Below are 19,654 nucleotides of genomic sequence, written 5' to 3'. Positions count from 1 at the left end.
TCCCATATTGACTCCCTCAAAATTCGTTATACAACATAACTATTCTGACAAGGACGCAAATGACACAGGGAAACGCCGAGACCGCGAACGCGGGCGCCTCCGGGCTACTCCGGATCGAGCGGGCAGACCGGGTTCTGACCGTGGGTCTGAACCGGCCCGCCAAGCGCAATGCGCTCAATGACGGCATCATCCTGGAAATCGGCGAGTGTTTCGCGAACCTGCCCGAGGACATCGGCGCGGTCGTCATCCACGGCATCGGCGACCATTTCTCCAGCGGTCTCGACCTGTCCGAATTGACCGAGCATGACGCCACGGGCGGCCTGCTCCATTCCCAGATGTGGCATCGGGTGTTCGACCGCATCCAGTACAGCCGCGTGCCCGTCATCGCGGCGCTCAGGGGCGCCGTGATCGGCGGCGGGCTGGAGCTTGCCTGTGCTGCGCATATCCGCGTCGCCGAGCCTTCGACCTATTTCGCGCTGCCGGAGGGACAGCGCGGCATCTTCGTCGGTGGCGGCGGCTCGGTGCGGCTGCCGCGGCTGATTGGCGTTGCCAGGATGATGGACATGATGCTGACGGGCCGCGTCTATAGCGCGACCGAAGGCGCGTCCTACGGCTTCGCGCAATACCTGACCGAGGCCGGCCACGGGCTCGGCAAGGCGCTGGAGCTCGCGACCAAGGTTGCGTCCAACGCGCCGTTGACGAATTTCGCCGTGCTCCAGGCGTTGCCGATGATCGCCGAGGCCAATCCGCAGACCGGCCTGTTGATGGAGTCGCTGATGGCGACCGTCGCGCAGAGCGATAAAGAGGCAAAGCGCAGGATCCGCGAATTCCTCGAGCACAAGACCGCAAAGGTGAAGCCGAAGTCATGAGTGCGCAGCCGTCCTCTTCCAGCATGGAGCGCGGCGCGAGCACTTTCCCGCTGCGGCCGATCTCGTTCGGCGATCCCGTCGTCAACATCGAGCGGCGTGAAGACGGCACGATCTATCTCAGGCCCAAGCAGCCGCTCGGCGACTATCCGGTCCGCATCACCGATCGCCTGCATCACTGGGCCACGACCACGCCGGACCGCGTCTTCATGGCCGAACGTGAAGGCGGCCGCGGCTGGCGCAAGATCACCTATGCCGAGCTGCTCACCGCGAGCCGGCACATTGCCTCCGCGTTGATCCAGCGCGGCCTGTCGGCGGAGCGGCCGGTCGTGATCCTCTCCGGCAATTCGATCGACCACGCGCTGCTGGCTTTCGGCGCTTTGTACGCAGGCGTTCCGTTCTGCCCGGTGTCGCCGGCCTATTCGCTGGTGTCGAAGGATTACGGCAAGCTATCTTACCTGATGAAGCTGCTGACGCCGGGCCTCGTCTTCGCCGAGGACGCCGACAAGTTCGCCGATGCGCTTGCCGCCAACGTCTCGCTCGGCACCGAGATCGCCGCGTCCTACGGCAGCGTGCCGGGCCGCGACGTCACCCTGCTTGCCGACCTCATGGCCGCGCCGATCCGCGGCGACCTCGACGACGTCCATAGCAGGATCGGCCCCGACACGATCGCAAAATTCCTGCTGACCTCGGGCTCGACGGGCAATCCCAAGGCCGTCATCAACACCCAGCGCATGATCTGCGCCAATCAGGTGATGCTGCGCGAAACGCTCGCCTTCCTCAAGGACGAGCCGCCCGTCATCATCGATTGGCTGCCGTGGAATCACACCTTTGGCGGCAACCACAATATCGGGCTGACGCTCTACAATGGCGGCTCGATGTATCTGGACGCCGGCAAACCGGTGCCCGGCGGCATCGAGGAGACCGTGCGCAATCTCCAGGAGATTTCGCCGACGGTCTATTTCAACGTGCCCAAGGGCTACGAATCGCTGCTGCCCTATTTGCGCGAGGACCAGGGGCTGCGCGCAAAGTTCTTCGACCGGCTGCACGCGATGTTCTTCTCGGGCGCCGCGTTATCGCCGTTCGTCTGGAATAGTCTCGACGAGCTCGCGGTGAAGGAGAAGGGCTATCGCGTGCCGATGCTGACCGGCCTTGGCGCCACCGAGACCGCACCGTTCTTCATGTCGGTCAATCCGCGCACCAGCCGCTCCGGTCATGTCGGACTCCCGGTGTCAGGCAACGAGGCCAAGCTGGTGCCCAACAACGGCAAGCTGGAGGTGCGCGCCAAGGGACCGAACGTGATGCCGGGGTACTGGCGCCAGCCCGACATCACCGCAAGATCCTTCGACGAGGAAGGATTTTACAAGATGGGCGACGCGCTCAAGCCCGCCGACCCGAATGATCTCAACGCCGGCTTCGACTTCGACGGACGCGTCAGCGAGGATTTCAAGCTGGCGAGCGGCACCTGGGTCAGCGTCGGCCCCTTGCGCGCGCGCTTCGTTGCGGCCTGCGCGCCCTTGGTGCGCGACGTCGTCATCGCCGGCATCAACCGCGACGAGATCTGCGCGCTGGTCGTGCTCGATCTCGACGGCTGCCGCCTGATCAACCCGACGCTGCCGGCCGACGATCTGGTCGTCGCGACGCGCGACCGGCTGGTTCGCGAGGCTTTCCGCGAGCGCCTGACCGGTTTCCTCAGCCAGGCCACGGGCTCCTCGACCCGGATCACGCGCGCGATCCTGATGGACACGCCGCTGTCGATCGACAAGGGCGAGGTCACCGACAAGGGCTCGATCAACCAGCGCGCCGTGCTGGAACATCGCACCGCATTGATCGACGAGCTCTACGCTGCCAATCCGTCGGACCGTGTGATATCGGTCGCTTGAGAAATCATCGAAGGAGAACGCCATGTTGTTGAAGGATCAGGCAGCCATCGTCACCGGCGGCGCATCAGGGCTTGGCGCGGCCACCGCGCGAAAGCTGGCGGCGCAGGGCGCCAAGGTCGCGGTGTGCGATCTCAATACCAAGCTTGCCGAAACGGTTGCGGCCGAGATCAAGGGCGTGGCCGTGACCTGCGACGTCTCCGATGCCGCGTCCGCTGAAGCCGCGATCGCGCAGGCGACGAAGGCCCACGGCCCGGCGCGCGTGCTGGTCAACTGCGCTGGCATCGGCGTGGCAAAACGCGTCGTTGGCCGTGACGGTCCGATGGCGCTTTCGGACTTCGACAAGGTGATCAAGGTCAATCTGATCGGCACCTTCAACATGCTGCGCCTCGCCGCGGCCGAGATGTCCAAGCTGGAGCCGCAGGCGAGCGGCGAGCGCGGCGTCATCATCAACACCGCCTCCGTGGCGGCCTATGACGGCCAGATCGGCCAGTCCGCCTATTCGGCGTCCAAGGGCGGCATCGTCGGCATGACGCTGCCGATCGCGCGCGAGCTCGCGCAGTTCGGCATTCGCGTGCTGACGATTGCGCCCGGCCTGTTCCTGACGCCGCTGCTCGCCAACCTGCCGCAGGAAGCCCAGGACTCGCTCGCTGCCGCGATCCCCTTCCCGCGCCGGCTCGGCAATGCCGACGAGTTCGCCGCACTCGCCCTGCACATGGTCGAGAATGCCTATCTGAACGGCGAAGTGGTGCGCCTCGACGGCTCGCTGCGCATGGCGCCGAAGTAAATTGATGAGCGGGATTGCAACAGCGACCTCGACCTTACCTCTCCCATCGGGAGAGGTCGGCGCGCAGCGCTGGGTGAGGGGCCCTGCCCTATCGAGGGACCGTAACCCCTCACCCGAATTGCTCTTGACAATGCTGCGCATCGCAAGGAGCAATTCGACCTCTCCCTCCGGGAGAGGCGTGGCACAGCGCTAGTGGATGCATAAGCCATGTTCGTGAACCGGCGCGAGGTCCAGATCCAGTGGGGTGATTGCGACCCTGCCAACATCGTCTATTACCCGCGCTATTTCGCGATGTTCGACGATTCGACCTCGACCCTGTTCGAGGTCGCCGGCTTCTCCAAGCAGGACCTGGTCCGCAAGTACGGCCTGGTGGGCATTCCCATGGTCGACACGCGGGCCAAGTTCTACATCCCCTCGACCTATGGCGATTGGATCACCATCGAAACCAGAATCGAGAGCATCAAGCGCTCGAGCTTCGAGGTGAAGCACGACGTCTACAAGGGCGAGGCGCTGGCGATCGAGGGGTTCGAGACCCGCGTCCTGGTCGGCCGCGATCCTGCCAACCCCGACAAGCTGAAATCGGCACCGTTTCCGCCGGAGATGGTCGCCAAATTCACGGGACGCTAAATCGCCGCATCACCAAAAGAGGGGGCTGAATTGGCCCCCGATTTCTGCTTTCAAAGAACGACGTCAAGGGAGGAATAGATGAAACGCTTTTATTTGACCGCTGCCATCACTGCGGCCGCACTGGCGCTGCCGGCACTGCCTGCGCTGGCCCAGACCAGCGAAATCACCATCGGCATCACCACCACCACGACCGGACCGGGCGCGGCGCTTGGCATTCCCGAGCGCAACGCGCTGGAATTCGTGCCCAAGGAGATCGGCGGCGTGCCGCTGAAGGTGATCGTGCTCGACGACGGCGGCGATCCCACCACCGCGACCACCAACGCCCGGCGCTTCGTGACCGAATCCAAGGCCGACATCATCATGGGCTCGGCGCTGACGCCGCCGACGATCGCGGTCTCCAACGTCGCCAACGAAGCCGGCATCCCGCACTTTGGTCTGGCACCCTTCCCGATCACGCCGGAGCGCATGAAGTGGTCGGTGGCAATGCCGCAGCCGATTCCGATCGTGGGCAAGGTTCTGTACGACCACATGAAAGCCAAGGGTGTGAAGACGCTCGGCTATATCGGCTATTCGGACTCCTACGGCGATCTCTGGTTCAACGACCTCAAGGCGCAGGCGGTGCCGATGGGCATGACCATCGTCGACGAGGAGCGCTTCGCCCGTCCTGACACTTCGGTGACCGGACAGGTGCTAAAGCTCGTCGCGGCCAATCCCGACGCCATCCTGGTCGGCGCCTCCGGCACCGCCGCCGCGCTGCCGCAGACCGAGCTGCGCGAGCGCGGCTATCAGGGCCTGATCTACCAGACCCATGGCGCGGCCAGCATGGATTTCATCCGCATCGCCGGCAAAGCGGCCGAGGGCGTGCTGATGGCCTCGGGTCCTGTGATGGACCCCGAAGACCAGCCGGACGAAGCTGCCACCAAGAAGCCGGGCCTCGCGCTCAACTCGGCCTATGAAGCCAAGTACGGTCCGAACAGCCGCAGCCAGTTCGCCGGCCATTCCTACGATGCATTCGAGATCCTGAAGCGCGTGATCCCCACCGCGCTGAAAACCGCAAAACCCGGAACGCCGGAATTCCGCGAAGCGATTCGTCAGGCACTGCTGTCAGAGAAGGAGCTTGCAGCGAGTCAAGGCGTCTACAACTTCACCGAAAAGGACCGCTACGGCCTCGACGAGCGCTCGCGCATCCTGCTGACGGTGAAGAACGGCAAGTACTCGCTGGTGAAGTAGGCAGAGCGACAGTTTTGAGACGACGAGAGCCGGCCCATCGGGCCGGCTCTTTTGTTCTTCTTCGGGATCAAATTGCCGCCTGGGTCGTCATGCCCGGGCTTGTCCCGGCCATGACGATGTCGGGAGTTCGGCGCTTCACGAATAACCGACTTGCAAGCGCTAAGCCGCCTGCCGCAGCGGGGTCCAGGCGAACTCCGGATAGTAATCGTCCATCATGCGGTCGACATACGCCGTGAGGTTTGGAAATCCCTCGGCCCGCTGCCGCAGTCCAGATTCGAAGAATGGCGTCAAGATCCCGGCGAGTGCGCCGAAGGCGGTGGCGTCGACGCCGCAGGGCTTGTTGCCCATCAGATACGCCTTGTCGCCGAGCTGCACCGACAGCGCGAACAGCGAGCGCACGGCGAGATCGACGTCGTCATCGGGCGCATGGCGGCCGAGGCCGGAGAGCAGATAGTTCTCGGCGATGCGGAACTGTGCGTCCTCGCGGAGTTTTTCGCGGCTGTGCTCCGGCGCACCGTCGAAGAAATGCGCAGGGCCCTTGGCGAAGTTGACCGGATCCACCCAGCGGGCGCCGACCAGCGCCCAGTAGACGTGATGCTCGATCATGCGCTCGAACGCCCAAGCCTGCGCACGCTCCTGCAACGAGAGGCCGGCATCGAAATCGAAGCCGTAGCGGCGCTCGATGTGGGCGCGGATGAAGGTGGAATCGGCCACCGCCTCGCCGCCGTCGTCGATGAAAGGCAGCTGCCCCTTGGGCGAAGCCGGCGGCATTGCCCGCTCCTTCCGGTATGGCAGCCCCGCCATCTTGAGCTGCACCTCCGTCTTGGTGACGAAGGGGCTGATTTCCGGCAGGCCGAAGCCAGCGCCAAAGCCGTAAAGCGTGATCATGCGAGCTCTCCTGAACCTGTCGAACGAGAAGGAACCTAGCGGTCTGCTGCTGCCACCATGGTGGCAGCAGCCGTGATATCTTCTGCAAAGCGGGCCCCTCGCCAGGCGAGCCCCATGAAATGGCGGACCAGCGCATCCGCGGCATGAACCAGCGAACGCGTCACGGCGGTCCCGAGCGCAAGGCGGAGGTCGACAATGGTGAAATCGAGCGAAACGAGGCGGCTGAATGCCCAAGCCTGCCACGCCTGCACCTGGAAAGGCTGGCTCCGCCACAACGGGCCGGCCGGGCCGAAATGGGTTGGAATGATCATGGACAAATCCTCTTCAGTCGATGTGTTGCCCCGGTATAGAACTCACCTGCTGCCAACATTCTGTCAGCAGCCGCACGCCGCCTTCTGAGAAAGACCACCGAGAAAAAGCAGCGATAAGAGACCTGTCATGAGACGCGCCGACCGGCTGTTTCAAATCATCCAGGTGCTGAGGCGCACGCGTAAGCCGCTGACGGCGGACGCGATCGCAGCCGAGCTCGAGACCTCGAAGCGCACCATTTATCGCGACATCGCAACCCTGATCGGCCAGCGCGTGCCGATCCGCGGCGAGGCCGGGATGGGTTACATCCTGGAAAAGGGTTTTGACCTCCCGCCGCTCATGCTGACACCCGACGAGATCGAGGCGGCGGTGCTGGGTGCGCAATGGGTCGCAGGCCACGCCGACTCCGCTCTGGCGCGCGCGGCCGAAGACTTGATGGCCAAGATCGCCGACACCGTGCCTGAGCGCCTGCGGCCCTTCGTGCTGGAGCCGGCGAGCCGGGCGCGGCCGAGCTGGAACAGGGAGCCGGACCGCCTGGACATGGCGCGCACCCGCACTCATATCCACGAAGGCAAGAAGATCATGCTGCGCTATCGCGACGAGCAAGGCCGCCCCAGCGAGCGCGTGATCTGGCCGATTTCGGTCGGCTATCTCGAAGCGGTGCGGCTGCTGGCAGCCTGGTGCGAGCTGCGCGGCGACTTCCGCAGCTTCCGCACCGATCGCGTGGTCGAGGCGACCTATCTCGACGAGAAATATCCGGAGCGGCGCGACGTGCTGCGCGCAAGATGGCGGCAGAGCCTGGTCTGGGGTCCGCCAAAGGATACGTGAGGACGATGGAAGAGATCGACCTGTCGAGCTGTTGCCAGGGTTGCGGCGCCTGCTGCAGCTATTCGGAGAACTGGCCGCGCTTCTCGATCGAGAGCGACGAGGAGCTTGCCGCGATTCCCGACGCGCTGGTCAACGCGCGCCAGTCCGGCATGCGCTGCGAGGGTGATCGCTGCGCGGCCTTGCAGGGGGAAATCGGAAAAGCGACGGCCTGCGGCATCTATGAAGTGCGGCCGGACGTGTGCCGCACCTGCATGCCGGGCGATGCCGAATGCGCGATGGCGCGGCGGAAGTTCGGGTTGCCGATGATAGAGGCCGTTTAGGCCGGAACGGCTTCGCTGATCTCGTCGTCGAGCTCGTCATCGAGCGGTGCGAGTACCGAGAGCGGTTTGGTCGACAGCGTGATCGGCTTGCGCCCGCCCGACAGCGACGATGAGGATTTCGCCGTGCCTTCGCGCGACAGCGTGTAGAGCGTCGAGCCGACGCGGCCGCCGTTCTCGATCAGGTCGCGCTCGCTGCAGCTTGCTGCGATCGCGACCGCCAGCGAGTGCAGATGGCTGCGGCGGTAGCAGAACAGCGCCAGCCTGGCGCGAACATCAGGGGAAACACTCTCAACCAGCCTCGGCAGGCCACTCTCGCTGGCGCGATACATCTCGCCAAGGAGCTCGTCGCGGACCGGGCAGAAATCGCCTTCAAAGGTGTCGCGGCTTGAAAACATTGCAGTTCTCCCTCGTGTGCGGAAGATGCAGCGCAATTCTCTAACGAAAGGTTAACCACGCCGGGCGGCAGTCGTCCGGGGTAGTTGCGCGTGACCCGCGAATCAGGAGGGCGGGCTTTGCTGATTGCTGTCATTCCGGGGATCGCGAAGCGAGAACCCGGAATCTCGAGATTCTCTCAGGAGCGCAATTGCGCTCCATAGTTCGGTCCTGCGGACCGCCCCGGAATGACTGCGCAGCCCTCAGTTCGCCGCCATGAAGATGGAGAGGCCGAAGCCGGTCAGGTGATGCAGCGCCTGGTCGACTCCGATCAGGGTCCAGAACCAGGGATGCGCGAGGTCGACGCCGAAATTGGCGGAGACGAATCCCTTGGCGCGGTCGATCGTGATGTGGATCGCGAAATCAATGAAGGCCACGAACCAGAATTTTGGCGCCACGATCACGATCAGGGGCAGCGCAACGGCAAGGTGGACCAGGCAGTGCACCAGAAGCGGCAGGGCCCAGCCATGCTTCTGGTCCTTGCCGTGCGCCATCCAGGCGGTTTGGAGAACGAAATCGGCAATGATGTGCTTGAAGGTGAGCAGCAACATCCAGCCAATGAGCGCTTCAACCGGAATCGCCGATAACATGGTTGGAAACGACAAGCTGACGCCCTCATTGACGTGACGAGAAGAATTGGAGCGTTCAGCGCGACTTCTTCTTGGACCGGTCAAATCGCCGGGACGCGTGATTTATGACATCTCCCGCGGCGGAATGCAGCCGGGTGGAACCGGAAAATCGCCAACTGTGGCTAACGTGATAGGATGACCAATAGCCGCGGCCACATCGGGTAAGGTTACCCTCCGGCTCGAACTTTGCATTCCGCTAGCCCGGCGCTATCATCGCCGCTAGAGAATATCGTTCTTTTTTTCAGGCGTTTACGAATTACGGGGCGTCCGCCCATGAGCGCACTACCCGCCATCAAAGAGTAAGGCCAGAGTGCTGCCATGGGTACTGAAGGCCCCACCGCATCGCCGACCGTGCCTCCGCCCCGGCGCACCAAGGTGATCAAGACCAACCAGCAGCAGGTTTTCCTCTACGTCGTGCTGACCCTGCTGCTGTCGCTTGCCACCGTCTGGGCCGGCCGCGCGCTGGTGCACAATTCGGAAACGCTCACCTTTGCCGTCGGTGGACCCAACAGCGACGAGGCACTGTTCGCGGCCAAGCTCGCTGCTCTCCTGAAGAACAACGCCTCGCGCTTCCGGATCAAGATCGTCAGCAACGCCGACAACGCCAAGGCGGTCGTCCAGTTCGACCGCAGGCAAGCCGACCTCACCGTGCTGCGCACAGATGCCAGGGTACCGCTGCGGGCGCGCACACTCGCGATCCTCGAGCACGACCTCGTGCTCCTGCTCGGTCCCGGCAACAAGAAGATCAAGTCGCTCGCCGAGCTGAAGAAGAAGAGGGTCGCGGTCGTCGCCGAGAACGAAGCCTCGCTCGCCTTCGTCCGCAGCATCCTCGACGTTCCCGACGGCCCTGACGCTGCGAAGATCCAGATGGCGCCGCAGGGCACAACACTCGACAAGCTGTTTGCGCCGTCAAACGGCTTCGGCGCAGTGGTCGCCATCGTCCACGCTTCGAAGGCGGTGCGGGACAAGTCCTATGAGCAAGCCGCCAAACGCGGCGGCTTCACGCTGAACGCGATCGACGAGGCCAAGGCGCTGGCGCGCAAATTCCCGGGTATTTCCGACGAGACGCTGACAGCGGGTACATTGTCGACCTCGCCGCAAATTCCCGACGACGATCTCGACACGATCGGGCTCGAATGGCTGCTGGTCGCACAATCCAGGATGTCCCCGACCACCGCCGGCGAGCTCGCACGCACCATTTACGAGAACAAGTCCGCACTCGGACTCGACAACGGCTTTGCCACCAGGATAGAGCCAGCCTCCGTCGAGAAGGACGCCTTCGTGATCGCGCATCGGGGCGCCGCCGACTACATCAACGACGACACCAAGTCGTTCATGGATAAGTACAGCGACATGATGTATCTGGGCGCCGCCGCGCTCAGCGTCATCGGCTCGATCTTCGCGGCGATCTACGCCAAGATCACCCGCATCGCACCGGAGAAGGCCAGCGAGCTCTCGACTGCGATTCTCGATATCGGCGAGCGGATCGAGCACGCCCACTCGCTGGATCAGCTCGAATGCCTCCAAGACGAGCTGGAGGCCATCTTGCGCGGCGCCGTGATCGGCCTCAGAGACGGCACGATCAGTACCGACGGGCTCGACACCTTCAAGCTCGGCTACGAATTCGTCCGCGACGAAATCGGCATGCGCCGCGACTATCTGAAACGTCATGCCAGCGAAGCTGAAAAGACCGCGCGCGATGCCGGCCCGGCCCCGCTGGACGACAGCAATGTCGTGGTGGTGAAGACCGCCCAGAGCGCCTGATCCACCGGGCTGGGCCAACCCACCACCCTCATGTCCCGGACAAGCTGCAATGCCGAAGGCGTTGCGGCGCCGAGCCGGGACCCAGGAACCCACCACACCATGCGCTGCCATCAATACGTGCTGCGCCGCGCCCGGGGCACGGCACTGAGGCTATGATGTCCCGCCTGATCGTGAGCCGGCGGTCTGGAACCCTGCCCATCCGCAACCGTTGGCTTTCAGTTACAACCGGAGAACGCGGCATGCGTGCACTCCTGATCACCCTCCTTCTGGCAATGCTTGCGGCGGCCGGCTACTTCGCCTATTCCGCGATGGCGGTCGAAGGTGAGCCGATCCCGACTGAAGGTTATGTGGCGCTGGCGCTGGGTGCGGGGTTTTCCGTCATCGTCGGCGTCGGGCTGATGGTACTGCTGTTCTTCAGCAGCCGTCGCGGCTACGACGAGCCGCCACACTTCAGATAGCCACTCCGCCAGCGATGGCGGCACGGACCGGCAAGGCCCGGCGCAGCGGCGCCTGCAAAACGGCCTGCGCCATCGTTGACGGCCTCCGCCCGGGCGGGCACTTTGGTGTCGACGTCCCAACCGGGGCCTCGAGACTTGCCCCGAGACCGAATAGCCTTCCCGCATGTCCAAGCCGCTGATCTCCGCTCTGGCCCAGTTCACGGCCGCCACGGCCGGCCGCAACATGACCAAGGCGGCTTATGTCGCGGTGATCGTCGGCGTGCTCAGCATGGTGTTGCTGACGGACAGCCAGGCCAAAGAGGCGCGCGGCTGGGTCGACGCCCTGCTCTGGACCTGCCTCGCCTATTTCGTGTTCGAATGGCTGGTGCGGCTGCGCCACATGGCGCGGCAGGGGCGTCTTTCGCTCTATGTGTCCTCCTCCGCCGGCATCGTCGACGCGATCGGGGCGCTGGCCGTGCCGGTCGCGCTTCTCCTCGGCGTTGAGCCGAAGACGGCCTGGCTGCTCAGCGTGCTCTGGGTGCTGAAGGTGGTGCCGGGCATTCCCGGCCTGCGGCAGCTGCGCCGCGTGCTGGTGCTGGAATCGGGGCCGCTGCTCAGCGTGCTCGTGATCTTCCTGATGGTGGTCTTCCTCGCTTCCGTCGCCGAATATTTCCTCGAGCGCGACGTGCAGCCGCAGACCTTCGGCAGCGTACCGGCCGCGCTGTGGTGGGCGGTGGTGACCCTGACGACGACCGGCTATGGCGACGTCGTGCCGGTCACGCCGCTAGGGCGCTTGGTGGCGGCCCTGGTGATGATCTCCGGCCTCGGCGTGTTCGGCCTCTGGACCGGTATTTTGGCGACCGGATTCGCCGCGGAGACGCGGCGCGACAATTTCCTCAAGACCTGGGAGTCCGTCAGCAAGGTACCGTTCTTCGCGACCCTGGGACCCGCGGCCATCGCCGACGTCACCCACATGCTGCGCACCATCGAGCTGCCGGCGCGCACCACGGTCATCCGCAAAGGTGCGCAAGGCGACTGCATGTATTTTATCGCCGCCGGCGAGGTCGAGGTCGATCTGCCCGGCAAGAAGGTGCAGCTCGGCGAAGGCGACTTCTTCGGCGAGATGGCGCTGCTCGGCAACAACAAGCGCGGCGCGAACGTCTCGACCACGAAAGTGTCGCGGCTTCTGGTGCTCGACCTCATCGATTTCCGCGTGCTGATGGCGCGGCATCCCGATCTCGCCGAAACTATCGACGCGGAAGCAAAACGGCGTGCGCTCGAGAACAAGTAATGGAGACAAGAATGTCGGACACAGCCGAGGCGGCATCCAGCCCCCTGCTCGAGATCACCGGCGCCCGCGCCACCATCCGCCTCAACCGGCCGAAGCATCTCAACCGGCTCCAGGCGGAGGATCTCGGCGAATTGACGAGACTGTTCGACCGGGTCGAGGCCGATCGCGACATTCGCGTGCTGGTGCTGACCGGCACCGGACGCGCCTTCTCCGCGGGCTACGATCTCAATTCGGTGGCAGAACGCGCTGTCAGCGCCAGCGAGCAGCAGAGCGCGGGCTCGGCCTTCGAGGTGGTCGTCAACCGGCTCGAGGATCTCGGCGTGCCGACGATCTGCCGGCTCAATGGTGGCGTCTATGGCGGCTCGACCGACCTCGCGCTCGCCTGCGATTTCCGCATTGGCGTCGATACCGCGGAAATGTTCATGCCGGCGGCGCGGCTTGGGCTGCACTATTACCCGAGCGGTATCAAACGCTACGTGACCCGCCTCGGCGTGGAAAATGCGAAGAAGCTGTTCCTGACCGCACAAAAGATCAGCGCCCCGGAGATGCTGCGCATCGGCTATCTCACCGCGATGGTGCCGGTGGAATTCCTGGACGAGGAGGTCGACAAGCTCGCTGGCCTCCTCGCCGGCAACGCGCCGCAGGCGATGCGCGGCATGAAACGCGCGATCAACGAGTTCGCCCGCGGTGAGCTCGATGAGGAAGCCGCCGACCAGCGCCACCGCGACAGCATGCGCGGCGAGGAGATCAAGGAAGGCATCAAGGCGTTCGCCGAAAAGAGAGCACCGCGGTTTTGAACTCTCATCCACCCGCCGCAGCGGCATGCTGCGCCGCCATCTCGGCGTCGGCGGCGGTGACGCGCTGGAACGCCGGCCGCGCGGTCATGCGCTCGGCATATCTTACGAAGACGTCCTTCTTCGGGACGATGCCGAACATCATGGTCCAACTGAAGGCGACGCCCCACAAGATATCGGCCGCCGTCATGCGCTCGCCGAGCAGATAGGGTCCTTTCGCCAGCTGGGCCTCGAGCGCACCCAGCATGGTGTCGTAATCGGCATAGGGCGATTGCGTGATCGGCGCCGGCTCGCGCTGCATGAACTTGTCGATCAGGGCCGGCTCGAACGACGATCCGTAATAGGCGATCCAGCGCAGATAAGGCCCGCGCAGCGGATCGTTCAGGGCGGGCGTCAGCCCAGCCTGCGGGAACAGATCGGCGAGATAGATGGTGATCGCGACCTGCTCGGTCACCAGCGCTTCGCCGTGGCGAACCGCCGGCACCTTGCCGAGCGGGTTGATGGCGAGATAGGCGGGCTTGCGCTGCTCGCCGGCCTTCATGTTGAGAATATGGAGATCGTAAGGTGCTCCCAGCTCCTCCAGCAGCACCCGCGTGCCGGTGGCGCGCGTCTGCGGCGAATAGAACAGGGTGACGCGGATCGGATCGGTCATGGCACTCTCCATCTGGCGGGTTGGCAACGGCGCAGCTTGTAGCGGACCATACCTGACATCTTGTGTCAGGTATGGTTTAAGGGATCATGCGCGCGAGCCGGATGCTGTCGATCCTCACCACCCTCCAGGCCCGGGGACAGGTCACCGCGCCCGAGCTCGCCGAGGCCTGCGAGGTGTCGGTGCGCACGATCTATCGCGACATTGACGCGCTCGCCGCGTCCGGCGTTCCCGTTTACGCCGACCGCGGCGCGGAAGGCGGCTATCGCCTGCTCGACGGTTATCGCGTCCGGCTGAACGGGCTGTCGCAGAGCGAGGCCGGCGCGCTGTTCCTGGCGGGATTGCCCGGCCCGGCCGCAGCGCTCGGGCTGGACGCGGCGATGATCGCCGCGCAGAACAAGCTGATGGCGGCGCTGCCCGCGAATCTGCGCGAGGACGCCGGGCGGATGCAGGAGCGCTTTCACCTCGACGCGCCGGGCTGGTTCGGCGAAGCGGAAGACCCGAAGCACCTGCGCAGCATCGCCGGCGCCGTCCTGCGCGGCACGCTGATCAAGATCCGCTACCAGAGCTGGCGCGCGGAGAGGCAGCGCCGCGTCGCCCCGCTCGGCCTCGTGCTGAAAGGCGGCAGCTGGTACCTCGCCGGGCAAGTCGACGGCAGCGTGCGAACCTATCGCGTCGCGCGCGTGCTCGACTGCACGGCGCTCGACGACCGCTTCGATCGCCCCGCCGATTTCGATCTCGCCGCCTATTGGCAGGCCGCGACACTTCGCCTCGAGGCCGAGATGCATCCCAACGTCGCGATCGTGCGGCTGTCGCCGTTCGGCGTCAAGCTGCTCGACGCGCTGAGCCAGCCCTACGTCAAGACACGCACGCAGCTCGATGAGACGGCCGACGCAGACGGCTGGCGCATTGCGCGACTGCCGGTCGGCAAGACGTCGTGGCACGCCGCAGCCGAATTGCTGCGGCTCGGGCCCGAGGCCGAAGTGCTGGAACCCGCCGATCTCCGCGACAAGATGGCCGAGCTGACACAGGCGATGGCTGTGCGCTATCGCGCGGTACGAAGAGCCTGACAGCGGCACATTTGCCGCAGCGACGAAACAATCCTGAAACACGATTCTTCCCTCGCGCCATGAACGAGTTCGCGGCTCGCGCCGACGCAGACGCAGGGACACAACAACGGCCTCGCGCCAAACTGGAGAATGAAGATGTTTCGTAAGCTCGCTCTTGGTCTGATCGCTGCCGGCTCGCTCGGCGCTGCCGCTCTCGCGCCCACCGCCGCTTCGGCTCACGGCTTCCATCACTGGGGTCATGGCTGGGGCCCGGGCTGGGGCTATGGCGGCATCTACGTCAACACCGGCGTCAGCAACTGCTACCAGGAGCGCGTCGTCCGGACCCGCCACGGCCTGCGCGTGCGCGTCGTGAATGTCTGCGCCTACGGGATCTACTGATAACTCGCGTTCACGACAAAGCTCCGGTCGCATTGCGGCCGGGGTTTTGCGTTCGTTCAAGCGATTTTGGTGTCAGCCGGCCTGCCGCTGTCGGCGAAACCACGCCCAGGTCTCGCGCGTCGTCCTGATGTAGCCGCGCCCGCGATGGACGATCTCGCCGTCGACGATCTCGTTCAGTTTCGGTAATGCGTGAAAGGGAATCGAGGGATAGGCGTGATGCTCGACATGATAGGGCATGTTCCACGCGAACCATTTGACGATGGCAGCGGTATAGGTGGTGCGGGTGTTCTGGAAGGCGCTGCGGGTACGATCGCAACCGGTGTGCTCGGCCAAGAGATAGGGCCGCAGGAAGAATTGCCCGATGACCAGCGGAACGACCCAGACCATGAGCAGCAGCGCGGAGGAGAACCACAGCGAGAGCGCGAGCAGCAGAACATAGAGGGCGGCATAGACGCGCGCTTCGGTCACGATAATGGCGCGCTTGTTCTCGGGGATCCAGGGCACCGTGACGTTGCCGGTGACGGCATGGCCGAGCATCAGCCGGAGGCGGCCCGCAACCTGGAGCAAGCCGCTATAGGCGATCACGATCTGGGTGTCGGATTTCGGCTTCACGCCGACGATCAGCTCCGGGTCCCTCTCGGGATCCTGGGTGTAGCGATGATGGTCCCAGTGGAACAAGCAGTAATATTCGTAAGGTTGCCCGATGATGAAGGCCGAGAGATAGCCGACCGTGAGATTGAGGCCGCGGCTCTTGAACGCGGTCTTGTGCGCGGTCTCGTGCACCGCCATGAACAGGAAGGCGACGAAATAGCCCTGTATTACCATCAGCGGCAGCGCCCAAAGGACGCCATAGCTCGAGCTGACTTTCCAGATCAACGACCCGACCAGAATGACCACGCCGTAATGGCAAAGGCTGCGCACCGCGCCCTGGAAATTGGAGCGGGCCGACAGTTCGCGCAGCATCGCCGGGCTCAGCGGCTTCAGGCGATGGCCGGACTCGGAAACGGTTGCATCAGTCATGATCGGGTGCCTGTCTTACTTGCGGAGGAGCCCGGCGATCTCGGCCTTGATGAAGGCCTGGTCGCGGGGATTGTTGACGGGATTGCCGGCGCGATGGCCGTGCAGCGATGGGATCGGATGCAGCACGGCTGACTTTGCATTGATCAGCTTGCCGAGTTCGTCCTCGTTGTCGCGGACGTCGAAATAGCGATCGGTCGCGCCCGGCATCAGCAGCATATGCGCCTTGATCGCGGCGAGCGCGCGATCGAGATCGCCGCCGAAGGCCGAGCACCGGCTGATGTCGCCGCGCTGCCAGATGCCGATCTGCGCCAGGAGATCGTTGGCATCGCGCCGCGCGAAAGTCGCATCCCAGGCGCGGACGAGATAGTCCTCGAGCGAGGTGAAGCCGGCCTCGCGCCAGAGCTCGTCGCGATAGAAGCCGTGCGACATCGCCCAGCCGGCATAGACGCGTCCCATGGCGCGATAGCCGGCGACGGGCCTTTCGACGAACCGGCCGTCCCGGAAAGCGGGATCGCCGGTCAAGGCGGCCTTCACGCTTTCCAGGAAGACGTAGTTGTAGGGCGCGCAACGCGCGCTGCCGCAGACGACCGCGGCACGCGCGACCATATCAGGATGCAGTGCCGCCCAGTGATAGGCCTGCATGCCGCCCATCGACCAGCCATACACCAGCGCGAGCTTTGTGATGCCGAAGCGCTCGGCGAGAAGGCGATGCTGAACGGCGATGGCGTCGTGATAGCTGAGTTCGGGGAACGGCGCGGCGGAGTTCGACGGCGAGGATGACAGGCCGTTGCCGAACAGATTCGGGATGACGATGAAATAGCGCGAGGGATCGAGCACGCCGTCAGGCCCGATCAGCCACTCGGTGTCGAAGTGCTGCGCGCTGAACGAGGTCGGATAGAGGATGACGCTGTCTCTGGCCGGGCTGAGCGTTCCGTAGGTCTTGTAGGCGAGCTTCAGCTTCGGAAAGACGACGCCGGATTGGAGCACGACGTCGCCGGCCTCGAAGATCTCATAATCGCGCTCAGCCATTGTGCGTCCCACTCTCGCTCGCGGCCCCCACGACGCGACGCGGCAGCGGCGATGCATCGATCATGCCAGCAGCAGACGCGCCATTGCGTCACACTCAATAACTGTACTTATAGTACATTTATTATGGACCGGCAAGACAAATCCGATCGGGCGCCGGGTCTCAGGCGATGGCCGCGATATATCGCGCCACCGATGCCGCGAACGCGGCCTTGGCAGCGCTGGCGATGTTGCGTCCCCACCAGGCGCCATAGATGCGATCGAAGGCGAGCGGCTCGACGGCAGCAGCGATCCGCCGCACCGCGGCTGCGTTGAGCGGCATGTAGTTTGGATAGGAGTACATGAAGCTGACGAAGCGGCGGTCCATCGTCACCTGCGCGATGTCCCCGGTGAGCAGAGCGCCCGCGCCGTCCGTACCGCGTGCCCAGTGCAGCATGGTGGCGCCGGCGAAATGGCCGCCGGTGCGCAGCAGCAGCACGTCATTGGAGATGCGATGCTGATCGCCGGTCCAGTGCACGATCGACGGATGTGGACGCGTCACCCATTGGCCATCGTCCGCGTGCAGATAGACCGGCACGCCGCCGAAGGCATCGCTCCAGTCGGCGAGCGCACCATAATAATGCGGATGCGAGATCGCGATCGCTTTCAACCCGCCGAGCGAGCGGACGTGAGCGATCGCCTCCGGCGTCGCCAGCGGCACGCAGTCCCACATCATGCATCCATCCGCCTGCGGCACCAGCAGCGCGCGCTGGCCGATGGCGAAACTCGGCTCGAGGGCGAGACCGGTGAGGCCGAGATCGTCGCGCCAGACGACGCGGTGACGTTCGGCCACCGTCTCGCGCGTCATGAAGGTCTGCCCCTTCCAGTTCACATACTGGCGTTCGTCCTCGCAGATCGGACAGGATGCGGGCGGATGTCCGCTATCCGGAAATTGCGCGCCGCAGGTTTCGCAGGTCCAGAGTGGCATGGCCGTAGTCCTATTGAGACCGTCGCAAGTATGACATGACGTCGCGGGGCCGCGATCGCAAGGGCGATCGGAACCAACGTGATGAGCGCAGGTTAGGTTCTGGTCCGCCCGGGCACCTATGAGCCCGCAGTCTCCGCCTCATGCGAGATCCCAGTCGATCGGCAACATTGCGTTGAGCGTCTCGATGACATCGCGCCCTTCACCGTCTCGTATCTGGCCCCTGTTCGCGCTCAACTTCTTCATGGCCGACATGCAGTCCGGCATCGGACCGTTCGTCGGCGTCTTCCTGCAGGAGCGCGGCTGGGCCAGCGGGTTGATCGGCACCGCAATGACGATCGGCAACGTTGCGGGCATGCTGATCACCACTCCGATCGGCGGCTTCATCGATTCCAGCCGCAACAAGCGCATGTGGGTCGTCATCCCCGGCATCTGCGTGGTCCTTGCCTCCGCGATCATCCTGATCTCGCAAAACTTCTGGGCCGTCACCTTTTCCCAGGTCGCGCAATCGCTGGCGAGTGCGGCGATCGTGCCGGCGGTGACGGGTATCACGCTCGGCATCGCCAAGCAGAAGGGCTTCAACGCGCTCAACGGCCGCAACCAGGCGTACAACCACGCCGGCAACATGGTCGGCGCCGCGTTGTCGGGCTATCTCGGCTACAAGTTCGGGTATGTCGCCGTGTTCCTGCTGGCCGCCATATTCGGCGCCATCGCGATCGCCTGCGTGCTGATGATTCCAGCCCAGGCGATCGATGATCGCGCCGCGCGCGGCAGCAAGGAGGACGATTCCAAAGCTCCGCCGGATGCGCTCACGATGCTGCTCAAGCACAAGCCGCTGCTCGTGCTGGCGCTGACACTCGCGCTGTTCCATCTCGGCAACGCCGCCATCGTGCCGCTCTATGGACTTGCGGCGGTGGCCGACGGCCAGGCCAACGGCCCGAGCTTCGTCGCAACCACCATCGTGATCGCACAGGGCATGATGATCGTGACCTCGCTGATCGCGATGAAGGCGGCGAGCAAGCGCAATTACTGGCCGGTGATCCTGGTCTCCTTCATGTTCTTACCCGTCCGCGGCGTGCTTGCCTTCTTCGTCACGGGATGGTGGGGTGTCGTGCCGATGCAGGTGCTCGACGGCATCGGCACCGGACTGCAAACTGTCGCCGTCCCCGGCATGGTCGCGCGCTCGCTCAACGGCACCGGCCGCATCAATCTCGGCCAGGGCGCCGTGATCACGGTGCAGGGCGTCGGCGCGAGCCTCAGTCCCGCACTCGGCGGCTGGATCGCGCAATGGATCGGCTACGGCCCGACCTTCCTGCTGCTCGGCGGCTTCGGCCTCGCGTCTATGGCGCTGTGGCTGGCCTTTGGCGCGGCGGTGAAGAAGTATTGAGGGCCGCAACGCGGAGAAGATTGGGTTCCCGCAACCTCCTCCTCTCAGTCATCGCGAGCGCCGCGAAGCAATCCAGCC

Annotated in this window: 22 protein-coding genes; 14 read left to right on the top strand and 8 right to left on the bottom strand. The window is 64.6% G+C overall.

All coding sequences use genetic code 11. The features are described 5' to 3' along the window. Positions 1-59: 59 nt before the first annotated feature. The 5 genes from P6U28_RS35850 (at position 60) to P6U28_RS35830 (ending at position 5,390) form a co-directional block, all read left to right on the top strand. Complete coding sequence (locus P6U28_RS35850) at positions 60-869, top strand: crotonase/enoyl-CoA hydratase family protein (protein ID WP_122405809.1); 810 nt, start codon at positions 60-62, stop codon at positions 867-869. Beyond that, the gene (locus tag P6U28_RS35845) at positions 866-2,749 is read left to right on the top strand and encodes a feruloyl-CoA synthase (RefSeq protein WP_407120694.1); all 1,884 of its coding nucleotides are present in this window, start codon (positions 866-868) and stop codon (positions 2,747-2,749) included. The genes P6U28_RS35850 and P6U28_RS35845 overlap by 4 nt, the downstream gene beginning before the upstream one ends. A gap of 22 nt (positions 2,750-2,771) precedes the next feature. After that, the gene (locus P6U28_RS35840; protein WP_122405811.1) at positions 2,772-3,533 is read left to right on the top strand and encodes an SDR family NAD(P)-dependent oxidoreductase; all 762 of its coding nucleotides are present in this window, start codon (positions 2,772-2,774) and stop codon (positions 3,531-3,533) included. Between the two features lie 207 nt (positions 3,534-3,740). After that, positions 3,741-4,160, top strand: coding sequence for a thioesterase family protein (locus P6U28_RS35835; protein WP_122405812.1), 420 nt, complete (start codon positions 3,741-3,743; stop codon positions 4,158-4,160). Positions 4,161-4,238: 78 nt separating this feature from the next. Continuing rightward, entirely contained in the window at positions 4,239-5,390 is a 1,152-nt protein-coding gene (locus P6U28_RS35830; protein ID WP_122405813.1) for an ABC transporter substrate-binding protein, read from the top strand. A 159-nt stretch (positions 5,391-5,549) separates the two neighbouring features. Here P6U28_RS35830 and P6U28_RS35825 read toward each other — a convergent pair whose 3' ends face one another. Beyond that, positions 5,550-6,278 carry a glutathione S-transferase family protein gene (locus P6U28_RS35825; protein ID WP_122405814.1) on the bottom strand — a complete coding sequence of 243 codons (729 nt, stop codon included), beginning with the start codon at positions 6,276-6,278 and terminating at the stop codon, positions 5,550-5,552. Positions 6,279-6,313: 35 nt separating this feature from the next. Further along, positions 6,314-6,589, bottom strand: coding sequence for a hypothetical protein (locus P6U28_RS35820; protein ID WP_122405815.1), 276 nt, complete (start codon positions 6,587-6,589; stop codon positions 6,314-6,316). A gap of 127 nt (positions 6,590-6,716) precedes the next feature. Here P6U28_RS35820 and P6U28_RS35815 point away from each other — a divergent pair, with 127 nt between their 5' ends. Next, complete coding sequence (locus tag P6U28_RS35815) at positions 6,717-7,415, top strand: YafY family protein (RefSeq protein ID WP_122405816.1); 699 nt, start codon at positions 6,717-6,719, stop codon at positions 7,413-7,415. Positions 7,416-7,420: 5 nt separating this feature from the next. Next, positions 7,421-7,735 (top strand): YkgJ family cysteine cluster protein, encoded by a 315-nt coding sequence (locus P6U28_RS35810; RefSeq protein ID WP_162500464.1) that lies wholly within the window; start codon positions 7,421-7,423, stop codon positions 7,733-7,735. Here the strand turns inward: P6U28_RS35810 and P6U28_RS35805 are convergent. Both P6U28_RS35805 and P6U28_RS35800 read right to left on the bottom strand, forming a co-directional pair. After that, on the bottom strand, positions 7,732-8,130 hold the full coding sequence (locus P6U28_RS35805; protein ID WP_162500465.1) for a hypothetical protein: 399 nt from the start codon (positions 8,128-8,130) through the stop codon (positions 7,732-7,734). The genes P6U28_RS35810 and P6U28_RS35805 overlap by 4 nt on opposite strands. Positions 8,131-8,370: 240 nt before the next feature. Next, positions 8,371-8,718, bottom strand: coding sequence for a DUF3307 domain-containing protein (locus tag P6U28_RS35800; protein WP_174221653.1), 348 nt, complete (start codon positions 8,716-8,718; stop codon positions 8,371-8,373). Between the two features lie 396 nt (positions 8,719-9,114). Here P6U28_RS35800 and P6U28_RS35795 point away from each other — a divergent pair, with 396 nt between their 5' ends. The 4 genes from P6U28_RS35795 (at position 9,115) to P6U28_RS35780 (ending at position 13,085) form a co-directional block, all read left to right on the top strand. Then, a complete protein-coding gene (locus tag P6U28_RS35795; protein WP_407120693.1) occupies positions 9,115-10,560 on the top strand; it encodes a TAXI family TRAP transporter solute-binding subunit in 1,446 nt (481 codons plus the stop codon). Between the two features lie 239 nt (positions 10,561-10,799). Next, on the top strand, positions 10,800-11,018 hold the full coding sequence (locus tag P6U28_RS35790; RefSeq protein WP_122405820.1) for a hypothetical protein: 219 nt from the start codon (positions 10,800-10,802) through the stop codon (positions 11,016-11,018). A gap of 163 nt (positions 11,019-11,181) precedes the next feature. Continuing rightward, positions 11,182-12,288: a cyclic nucleotide-gated ion channel gene (locus P6U28_RS35785; protein WP_407120692.1), complete on the top strand. Its 1,107-nt coding sequence runs from the start codon at positions 11,182-11,184 to the stop codon at positions 12,286-12,288. Between the two features lie 11 nt (positions 12,289-12,299). Continuing rightward, on the top strand, positions 12,300-13,085 hold the full coding sequence (locus P6U28_RS35780; protein WP_122405822.1) for an enoyl-CoA hydratase/isomerase family protein: 786 nt from the start codon (positions 12,300-12,302) through the stop codon (positions 13,083-13,085). 4 nt (positions 13,086-13,089) lie between these two features. Here P6U28_RS35780 and P6U28_RS35775 read toward each other — a convergent pair whose 3' ends face one another. Further along, complete coding sequence (locus P6U28_RS35775; protein WP_122406946.1) at positions 13,090-13,734, bottom strand: glutathione S-transferase family protein; 645 nt, start codon at positions 13,732-13,734, stop codon at positions 13,090-13,092. An 86-nt stretch (positions 13,735-13,820) separates the two neighbouring features. Here P6U28_RS35775 and P6U28_RS35770 point away from each other — a divergent pair, with 86 nt between their 5' ends. Continuing rightward, the gene (locus P6U28_RS35770; protein ID WP_122405823.1) at positions 13,821-14,801 is read left to right on the top strand and encodes a YafY family protein; all 981 of its coding nucleotides are present in this window, start codon (positions 13,821-13,823) and stop codon (positions 14,799-14,801) included. 135 nt (positions 14,802-14,936) lie between these two features. Next, positions 14,937-15,179 (top strand): hypothetical protein, encoded by a 243-nt coding sequence (locus tag P6U28_RS35765; RefSeq protein WP_122406947.1) that lies wholly within the window; start codon positions 14,937-14,939, stop codon positions 15,177-15,179. A 72-nt stretch (positions 15,180-15,251) separates the two neighbouring features. Here the strand turns inward: P6U28_RS35765 and P6U28_RS35760 are convergent, their stop codons facing one another. The 3 genes from P6U28_RS35760 to P6U28_RS35750 form a co-directional block, all read right to left on the bottom strand. Next, positions 15,252-16,199 (bottom strand): fatty acid desaturase, encoded by a 948-nt coding sequence (locus P6U28_RS35760; protein ID WP_122405824.1) that lies wholly within the window; start codon positions 16,197-16,199, stop codon positions 15,252-15,254. A gap of 15 nt (positions 16,200-16,214) precedes the next feature. Further along, positions 16,215-17,228: an alpha/beta fold hydrolase gene (locus tag P6U28_RS35755; protein ID WP_122405825.1), complete on the bottom strand. Its 1,014-nt coding sequence runs from the start codon at positions 17,226-17,228 to the stop codon at positions 16,215-16,217. A gap of 160 nt (positions 17,229-17,388) precedes the next feature. Then, positions 17,389-18,192, bottom strand: coding sequence for an MBL fold metallo-hydrolase (locus P6U28_RS35750; RefSeq protein ID WP_122405826.1), 804 nt, complete (start codon positions 18,190-18,192; stop codon positions 17,389-17,391). Between the two features lie 184 nt (positions 18,193-18,376). Here P6U28_RS35750 and P6U28_RS35745 point away from each other — a divergent pair, with 184 nt between their 5' ends. Then, a complete protein-coding gene (locus P6U28_RS35745) occupies positions 18,377-19,576 on the top strand; it encodes an MFS transporter (protein WP_122406948.1) in 1,200 nt (399 codons plus the stop codon). Positions 19,577-19,654 lie beyond the last annotated feature (78 nt).

The sequence above is a fragment of the Bradyrhizobium sp. STM 3561 genome (assembly GCF_045571455.1).
In the GTDB taxonomy this organism is placed as follows: domain Bacteria; phylum Pseudomonadota; class Alphaproteobacteria; order Rhizobiales; family Xanthobacteraceae; genus Bradyrhizobium; species Bradyrhizobium vignae.
Note: the sequence above shows the minus strand (reverse complement) of the source record. Positions and strands in the feature narration are given on the sequence as shown.